This window comes from Streptococcus sp. 1343, assembly GCF_013277355.1.
GTDB classification, from domain to species: domain Bacteria; phylum Bacillota; class Bacilli; order Lactobacillales; family Streptococcaceae; genus Streptococcus; species Streptococcus pseudopneumoniae.
Genome location: NZ_VMMT01000090.1, coordinates 1 through 9,325, shown reverse-complemented (window position 1 = coordinate 9,325; position 9,325 = coordinate 1). Strand labels below are relative to the sequence as shown.

The 9,325-nt window shown below is 40.1% G+C and carries 5 protein-coding genes; 1 reads left to right on the top strand and 4 read right to left on the bottom strand.

The features are described 5' to 3' along the window. Positions 1-244 precede the first annotated feature (244 nt). The 3 genes from HT709_RS11150 to HT709_RS11140 all read right to left on the bottom strand — a co-directional run bounded on the left by HT709_RS11150 (position 245) and on the right by HT709_RS11140 (position 4,391). Entirely contained in the window at positions 245-1,846 is a 1,602-nt protein-coding gene (locus tag HT709_RS11150) for a type I restriction-modification system subunit M (RefSeq protein WP_023935412.1), read from the bottom strand. Between the two features lie 284 nt (positions 1,847-2,130). Next, entirely contained in the window at positions 2,131-3,318 is a 1,188-nt protein-coding gene (locus HT709_RS11145) for a restriction endonuclease subunit S (protein ID WP_023935414.1), read from the bottom strand. Next, positions 3,315-4,391, bottom strand: coding sequence for an AbiH family protein (locus tag HT709_RS11140; RefSeq protein WP_023935416.1), 1,077 nt, complete (start codon positions 4,389-4,391; stop codon positions 3,315-3,317). Before HT709_RS11140 ends, HT709_RS11145 begins: the two co-directional genes overlap by 4 nt. A 260-nt stretch (positions 4,392-4,651) precedes the next feature. Between HT709_RS11140 and HT709_RS11135 the strand changes: the two genes are divergently transcribed. After that, positions 4,652-5,893, top strand: a complete 1,242-nt coding sequence (locus tag HT709_RS11135) for a Fic family protein (RefSeq protein ID WP_023935418.1) — start codon at positions 4,652-4,654, stop codon at positions 5,891-5,893. A gap of 110 nt (positions 5,894-6,003) precedes the next feature. Here the strand turns inward: HT709_RS11135 and HT709_RS11130 are convergent, their stop codons facing one another. Beyond that, on the bottom strand, positions 6,004-9,219 hold the full coding sequence (locus HT709_RS11130; protein WP_240156682.1) for a type I restriction endonuclease subunit R: 3,216 nt from the start codon (positions 9,217-9,219) through the stop codon (positions 6,004-6,006). Between the last annotated feature and the right edge of the window lie 106 nt (positions 9,220-9,325).

The following is a 9,325-nucleotide window of genomic DNA, read 5'->3' as shown; positions in this document are numbered from 1 at the left end:
CCGTTTTTACTTCACGAAAATAATACACACTTTACTTATTTTGTTTTAGAAAAATAACATCACTTCTCAAAAAGTTAGTCATTATCTTTATGTTAAGGATTAAATTCTGTATTTGATAGGACTGAATCCTTTTAGTTTAGTTCTAATTCGATTTTTACTTAAATAATCAATAACAAAAATGACAATAGATTTTCTACTGTCATTTTATTTTTCTAAATTTTTAGCAGAGTATTCTCACAAGTCTCTAAATCTCTTTCAACTTTTCGAGATAGGCGGTTAATTCTGCTTGGGCTTCTGGTGTTGTGCCTACTAGTTGGCTGCGCATGTGTGCGAGTCTGGCTTCTACCTCTCCAATCTCTTTATCAATCTCTGCGAGCTGGTCTGCGAGGTCGGCTAGAGGAACAACGGGTTCTTCCTCAAAGGTATCGACATAGCGTGGAATGTTGAGGTTATAGTCATTTTCGACAATTTCTTCAAAGCTGGCTAGATGAGCAAACTTCTCGACATTCTCGCGTTTTTGATAGGTCTCCAAAATCTTGGCAATATGGTCTTCGGTCATATTGTTTTGATTTTTCCCTTTTTCAAACTCTTTTGAAGCATCGATAAAGAAGACATCCTTATTGGTGCGATTCTTTTTAAGGATAATAATGGTTGTCGGAATAGAGGTATTGTAGAAGATATTTGCTGGCAAGCCGATAACTGTATCAATAGCGCCTTCTTCTAGCAGGTGCTGGCGAATCTTCTGCTCGGCTGCTCCTCGGAAAAGGACTCCGTGGGGAAGGACAATGGCCATGACCCCATTATGCTTGAGGTGGTAAAAGCCGTGAAGAAGGAAGGCAAAATCTGCTTTTGACTTAGGTGCAAGAACTCCATAACTTGAAAAGCGAGGATCTTGCAGGAAGCCACTATCTGCTGACCACTTCAGTGAATAGGGTGGGTTCATCAAAACCCCATCAAAGTCTGTTGGCTCGGTAGTCGGCCAATCTTCATCTAGGGTATCGTGGTTACTGAGGTGATAGTTCTCAATCGCGACCCCATGAAGCATCATATTCATGCGAGCAAGGTTGAAGGTCGAAGTAATCAACTCCTGACCGTAGTAAGAAATCGTCGAAGCTTCCTTACTATAGCGCTTGGCATTGAGCAAGAGAGATCCAGAACCCATGGTCGGGTCGTAAACTGACATCCCCTTTTGATGCTCCCGCCCTGCAAAGACAATCTGGGTCATGAGGTGAGAGACTGCTTGAGGTGTATAGAACTCTCCAGCCTTTTTCCCAGAATCACTGGCAAACTGGCCAATCAAGTACTCATAAGCATCACCCAAGATATCACCAGCATGACCAGACACATTGAGGTCGTTGAGCTGTTTCATAACCTCAGAGATGGTCTTGTTTTGCTTTTGTGGGGTGTTTCCTAGCTTTTTCGCATAGAGGTCGATATCTTCGAAGAGATTTTCAAATTTTTCATTGGCCTGCTCGATATCACGGAAACTTTGGGCTAGGGATTCTAGTTGGAAGGTTCCTTCATGGATAGACTGAACCAGCTTGGTGAAGGTTAGAGAAGGCTCAATCACATAGCCCAACTCGTCATTTAAGACCTCGATGAGGTCTTCACGGACATCTGCATCCGCAAAGTTTTCCTCGTAGAGAAGCTGGGCTTGCTGGAAGGACTCAAAGGGCTCGTCCAAATTATCGCAGACGGATTGGAGGATGTTGTCGGATAGATATTTGTAGAAAATCAAGCCCAAGAGGTAGGACTTATATTCATTGGCTTCCATCTGGCCACGCAGGATATCTGCCGCATTCCAGAGGGATTGGTAGAGTTCTCTTGATAAATCTGTTTGTGACATAGGGTCTCCTATCAATTTCTACTTTCATTCGTTTGGTGTAGCTTTTTATGGTCTCGGTATCGTATGGAATTGAACACGACCTAAAAGCTGGGTAAAAAGATAAACTGTCTAGTCTTCATCGAAGACTGTCCCAGTTTCCTATTTTTATTAGGCTTTTGACGGTCTTTGTATCTTATATAATTGAACACGACCTAAAAGCTGGGTAAAAAAGATAAACTGTCTGGTTTTCATCGAAGACTGCGCCAGTTCCCTATTTTTACTGGGCTTTTGACGGTCTTTGTATCTTATATAAACATTTTTCTGAGTAGGGTTTGTTTGCTTTCTTTGAGCTGGTTAACTTTTTCCTCTTGCTTGGCAATGGCCTTGTCTAGGTCTTGGAAGAAAGAACCGATGACTTCTTGTTCAGGGAGAGTGGGTACCATAGTCTTAATATTTGAAAAGTCACTTTTATTAATAATTTGCATCGTTCCTGCACCTGCTACACTGAGCATGTATCTTGACCAAATTTCAGATTGTGTTAATAAAAAATACGATGAATATTTTTCACTAGGCGTCAATGAATTAATTTGTTGATTAAAAGCCGAATCAGTTCTAACTAATGTATTTTTCCCAATACTCGCAATACATGTTACCAATATTGAACCAGACTTAGCAATTCTAGCTTTGGATTTACCTACTTCTGATAATTGTTTTGAGGTCGTTTGAAGCACCAATGAATTAATATCAGTAGGTGTGACCCATGGAAATCCATTTTTTTCGTAATTATCTTCTTCATTAGTAGGCGGAGTATTACCCGTTTGAATTTCACCAATTCCCCCCAACTTCACTTCCTTCCACTCATCTTCAAATCCTGCGAAGCGAAGGGCTGGTTTGGTTTGTCCTTTGGCTGAGAAGAGGAGCTTGAGGTAAGTTTTCTTCTGCTCTTTGAGCACCTCTAACTTACGCTGTTGAAGGCTAATAAGCTGGTCAATATCTTGGAAGAAAGAACCAATGGCAGTTTGCTCGGAGAGGGAGGGGAGGGAAATATCTGTCTCTAAAATATTCTTATTGTATAATCTTTTTATTGTAGTTCCTTCAATTCCTGACCAAGATACAATCTTATAAAAAGCTTTAAGAAACTTGTTGTTAATTTTACCATGGTGATTCAACCAAACAATATTTGAATCTTGGTAGTAAGCTTCATCTCCATCGTACTCAACAACGCGGCCAATACTTCCTGAAGCAGATAACAGTAAATCTCCTCTTTGAGGATAAGCAAATTTTGTTTTATATTCTTCAAATTTTTCTCTAGTTATATAAGTATCAGCTTCCCCTCCAAAAGTACCAATTTTGAAAAAAGGAATTTCAAACTCCGCAGAAGTTTCCTCTTTGAAAATCCTCCTACACATTTCAACTGACCCAAGATTTCCCAACTTCTTCTCTTCCCAAACTTCAGTATACCCCGTAAAGCGATAACTTGGTTTTTTTGTCATATTACTCCTCCAACTATTTCATCTTTATTTGTATCTATAAATTGCAATTGATAAGCTTTACGAGCCCCCCATGCCTTAAGTGTTTTCTTAATAGTATATTCATTCTGCTTATCGAACTGGTCTACATAAATGCTCACATCCGGTGTCTGTTTAAAAATTTCTTTAAAGTACGGAGCATCCACTCCATCCTCATCCCGAATACCAAAACCAATGAAGTAGATTTCTTTGATAGAGCTTAAACTTTTGAAAAACTGTATATTATTAGTTAATATACTATCAACTGGTTTCTTTAACTTATTAACAACTTCTTCCATATATGCTCCTACATCTAGAGGATTGAAATCACTTACTTCATCATCAAAACCATGTCCAAAAATAAATTTTTCCCCACCAATAACTCCATGTAAATGAAAAACTTGCTCTTCAGGAATTCTATATAAATCCTCTAACGTTTTTGTATAATTGAAATTTAGAAATGTTGCATCAGAGTTTTTCAAAACTGTAGCTTTTAACAATTTATAACACGAATTTTCACCATTTCTAAGAATTCTATCAGTCCATTCAAAATATGTTTCTTCTATCCACAATTTAAATAATTTATTTAAAGAATATAATACATATTTAGCTAGAGTTTCTCCTATTTCATTAGCATTACTAGCCATTATACTGCCATCCAAATCTCTAGCGTTATATATACAATCTGTATTAACAATAGACACTTCATTAAAATCTGCTAATTTCTCTTCAAAATCAGACCAAAATTTCTCAGTTTCCGTAATTTGACTCATTAGCTGATACAGTAACTTATACAAAATTACATCATCTGGATATAGATCTCCTCCATCTGGTGCCATTTCCATTTCAGGTATGGTATCATCATCAATTTCTTCTAGCAATATTTCTTTATCAATTCTATTTAGATATAATTTTATGGCATTTTCACTTTGCAACGACTCTAACAGTTCATCTTTTCCATAAGCCTGCTGATAAACAAACTTCTTGAAATATAGATAATTCGTCTTCAAATCATGCGCCATATCAAAACCATTTCCGATAATAAATAATTTCTCCACTCTATCCCCCCTTTCTATTACTCCATTTTCTTATTTCTACACTTTAGGTTTTCTCTTTTTGATTTCTATTCTTCAATTTTACCTATTTTTACACTTTAGGATTGCCATCTATCATTTCTATTGTTCAATTTTGGCCATTTTTTCACTTTAGATAGGAAACTATGCTATTCTATTCTTCAATTTTGCCTATTTTGAAACAATAGATAGGCTTATTTTGTGATATAATGTTAAAAAACGTTGAAATGCGAGGATGACTACATATGAACTATAGAGAACTTAGAAAAATCTACTACAGTCATCGTGACCAGTATGAGGAAGAGTATCAACTACGCTTACAAGGATACAGTTCCATTAGAACATCTCTTTATCCTCATTTAATGCAACGCGATACTGTCAAAACAAGTCAATACCCTTTATTTGTAACCCTACATCTAGGGATTTCCCAACTGATGGAAACTATTTCACAGCAGTCTCAACGAATTAGTGAAATAGCTGATACCCTCCCTAAGATTGCCCACGATCAGTTTTATAAAGAACAGCTCTACCAATCGATTATTTCCACAAATGAAATCGAAGGTATCCATACAACTCGTAAAGAGTTGGTCGATGTGGAGAAACTCCTAGAGGAAGACCCCTATAAGACCGAACAAATCAAACATCTTTCCACCTTGCGAATGTACCAACAAATCCTTAAGGATGAATTTCTCCAAATCCAATCTCTTGAAGATATCAGAGGGATTTATGACCAATTAACACAAGGAGAAATCTCGCCAGAGGATGAACTCGATGGAGAGTTTTTTAGACAGAAATCGGTCTTTATCCAAGACGACAAGACTGGCAAAGTCATCTATATCCCACCTCAAAAGGAGGAACAGATTCAGGTCATGCTGACAGAGTGGATTCGTTTTATAAACGACCATTCTATCCCAAACCTTGTCAAGGCTTGTGCTGGACACTATTTTTTTGAAAATATACATCCCTTCTATGACGGTAACGGTCGGACAGGACGCTATATCCTTGCCAAGTACTTGTCTAGAAAACTCGATAAATTTTCAGGGTTAGTTTTGTCCCAACAAATCAATCACCATAAGCAAGACTATTATAAGGCTTTTAGGAATACTGGCGATCATCTCAACCGTGCCGATGCTACCTTCTTCGTTGAAACCTTGTTGACTTTTATCAAGGAAGGACAGGAAAATATTATCCAAACCCTCCTTGAAAAACAAGAGCAACTGAATCGCTATAAAGTTAAGATAGAGCAGACAGAAGGGCTGGAGGAAGTCGAGAAATACATCTTGTTTCTACTCGCTCAGTCCAAGCTCTTTGTTGATGATAAGAGAGATGGTATAGAAGATAGAAGCATCATCCAACTGGCCAATCAGTCCAACCATCATTACTCTAAGAAAAAGGTCAAGGATGCTTTCTTGCATCTTGAAGATAGGGGAATTTTGACCCTAATTGGTCGAAAACCTTCCCAACATTATCTTTCTGACTATTTTTAATACTCAATGAAAATCAAAGAGCAAACTAGGAAACTAGCTGCAGGCTGCTCAAAACACTGTTTTGAGGTTGCAGATAAGACTGACGAAGTNNATTTTCGAAGAGTATAAACCTATCTCCCTCTTAGCGGTAAGATATCCTCTGAAATCATGCGCATATAGTCCTCTTTGAGGGCTTTTTTGTATTTGAGTTTTGGTAGTGCCTTGTCTCCGTGGGCTTCCTTATAGGCCAGATAGTCCTGAGATTCCGTAATGGCTTTTTCACCATTTTGCTTGTCTCGTCCGATGCGGTAGTTGTCCACTACGAACTGGAGTTCATCCTCTCCTATCTGCCAATAATCTGCCGTTTCACGAATCTTTTTCTGGGTTCTTAGCTCAATCATCTCATCCAACTTATGGGCTACAGACTGTCCCTGATAGCTCTTGGCATCTGCTTGGACATTCTGCCAGAGTTTGGAGATGAGGTTGGATAACTTGGGATTGGATTTGTTCAAATCTTCGATATAGTTATCTACCAGACTCTTTTCCTTTTTACCAATGAAGTTTTCCCGATTTTCGATCAAGGCTTGGATGAGGGAGAGGATATAGTGATAGTTTATCTCATCTGTGCGGATGGATTCGAGCTCATACTCTATATCTACGAGAAGGCTTTCATCTTCTTGGTCTTCTTTTCTGCGTCTGCGGAGCTCTTCGATAACATTTTGATATTGGCCGGCAAAGTTCTCGATGTCTTCTAGGCTGAGACCAATCTCTCTGAATATGACTTTCTCATCATAGTCCGAATAGACTTGTATAGAAGATAGGAGCTTGTCAAATTCTTGGAAGGCCTTGGCAAAGCGTTTTAATTCTGCATCTGTCGCTGTATCCAAATCAGGCACCTGCTCTGGACTTGGAGCGATGGCTAATAGTTGATGAACCTTCTCAAGAAACTTGGCCTTCTCCTCCTGCCATTCTGGGGCTAAGACACTGGTTTCACCACCATTTGAGTAGAGGCTCAGAGCTTCATCCACCTTTTCTTTAAAACGGCCAGGCGTTTGGAAGGTGACGATTTGGCCGAATTTCTTGCCTTCATCAAAGAGGCGATTGGTTCGTGAAAAGGCCTGAATGATATGCTGGGGTTTCATGGGCTGACGATCCATGAACAGGGTCGATAGGCAAGGGGCATCAAAGCCTGTCAACAAGCGGTCCACAACGATAACCAAGTCCAACTGTTCCTCACGGAAGGCAAAGCGTTCTTTCTTACGGGCCAGACGGTCGTTGAGGTCACTATTGTAGGAAGCAATGGTTGCTAGGCTAAAGTGGGTACCAAACATGGCATTGTAGTCTTCTAGGCTCTCCTCCATGTAGGCTTGGTTGACATAGGAGTTTGCTTCATTTTCTGTCACAGAGTAAGTAATGGCAACCTTAGGGAAGTCTGGCAAAACCTTTTTAACATTTTCCGAAATGCTTAGAGACTTCTCTCCATTTTTGACTTGCTTAATCAGGTTATAATAGGCCTGCGCACGGACAATGCTTTTGACAGTCAAAATGGCTTCATAGGTTTTTCCTACCCCATTTTGGAAACCGAGTTTGCGTCTTGAGCGATTGAGAATAGCATCTAAAACGGCAAGCATATGTCCTTCGTCATCATAACGCTCCTCGTCAATCTCATCTTCTGCCCAACCAGGCATGGCCGTCTGATACTCCACATTAAAACCAAGAACCGCCTTGTCATGGATGGCTTCTTTGACGGTATATTGGTGGAGGCAGTCACCGTACTGCTCTTCGGTCGTCTGAGCAAGGTCTCCTTTTTGTTCACGTTTATTTTCTGTAAAGATAGGAGTTCCTGTAAACCCATACCAGAGAGAATTTGTAAAGAAGTGCTCTAGGTGGCGCTGGCGTTCAGGAGTCACTGCGCGATGGCATTCATCAACAACAAAGCCTAGTTTGAGTTGTTTGATACGATTGTAGACCTTTTGGTGACGGCCTTCATCAAACTGACGAATCATAGCATTGATTTTCTGGATGGTCGTCACAACGACACGGCGGTCATCAGAAGCTAGATTTTTAACCAATTCCTGTGTATCATCGGTCTCGTCGATATCGATCATATCGTTCTCTGCGTAAGATTGAAAAGAACTAGTCGTCTGCTGGTCAAGGTCTGTCCTATCAATCACAAAGATTGTCTTCTCAATAGATGGTATCTGAAGCAGATTGCGCGAAACCTTATAGGAGGTCAGGGTCTTTCCTGAACCGGTCGTATGCCAAATATAGCCTGACTGGCGCTTGCGACTGGCTTCACGGATAGCCTCAATGGCATGTACCTGATAGGGGCGTAATAAAATCAAGGCCTTCTTGTCATCATCAATGACAGAATACTGCATGACCATCTCGTGGGCTCTCGGTATCGACAAGACAGACTCTGCAAAGTCAAATAGTTGAGGTTGAGGTCTATTTTCACTATCCACCCACTTGGTCAAGAAGCGCTCATTTAGCTTGTTGGCTTTGGCAGCTGCGATGTAGCGGGTGTCTGTGACATTAGAGACGATAAACATCTGAAGACTTGAAAAAATGCCTCTGAACTGTCCTTCTTGGTCGTATTTTTTAATCTGACGGAAGGCATCCATGTAAGGATGAGAACGGCTTTTTAGTTCAATCTGAATCATAGGCAGACCATTGATCAGCAAAGTCACATCCCCACGACGCTGGCGAATCCCTTCTCCGCCTGTGATGACTTGATTGACAACCTCATAGCTGGATTTGCCACCAGCGACATTGTTTCTCCACAAGACTTCCAAGCGAATGGTGCCTAAACTAGCATCTTCACGTTGAACCTGCACCTTGGCAATGCCATTTTCCCCTGCTATCCACTTGGCTGCTTCGTAGAAGTTGACGAAATTGAGCTGGTTTTTAATTTGATTTTTCTCTGAATTTGTAAGGGGATGGTCTTGCAAAATGCGGACATTATTGGCTTCCAGCTTGGCAAAAAAGTTTCCCCATAGGAGGTCTTCTGTATTTAACTCAGGTCGATACACCCATTGACTTTCTCCCTTTGTCAACCGGTTGATCAAATCTCGCTCGATAGCCAATTCCTGTTTGGTTTTGGCTTTACCTGCTACAGGGATAGCAGTCTCATCTTTGGGAGAGAGTCTCTGGCTGATATGGAAATCCTGCAAGGCGGCTTGATTGAGATATTGCAATTTTTTGAGAAGATCTTGCTCCGTCCCTCTAATGGCTTGATAGGCTGCCGTCAAGTCTTTATCTGCATCTAGGTAGTGATGGGGATTCTTCTTTATTTGAATATAACCCTGCACTAAATCTTCTAATACTATCCTAAAATCAAAAAACATCTTATAATAGTAGTTATGAAACTTACAAACGAAGAAACACAAAAAATTGAACAACTCCTAAGAGATTCATCGTACGCCAAATATCACAAACGTCTACAGATTATTT

Coding starts and splice junctions, on each gene's coding strand:
- HT709_RS11150 (WP_023935412.1), bottom strand. CDS start 1,846: ATGTCACAAACAGATTTATCAAGAGAACTCTACCAATCCCTCTGGAAT.
- HT709_RS11145 (WP_023935414.1), bottom strand. CDS start 3,318: ATGACAAAAAAACCAAGTTATCGCTTTACGGGGTATACTGAAGTTTGG.
- HT709_RS11135 (WP_023935418.1), top strand. CDS start 4,652: ATGAACTATAGAGAACTTAGAAAAATCTACTACAGTCATCGTGACCAG.
- HT709_RS11130 (WP_240156682.1), bottom strand. CDS start 9,219: ATGTTTTTTGATTTTAGGATAGTATTAGAAGATTTAGTGCAGGGTTAT.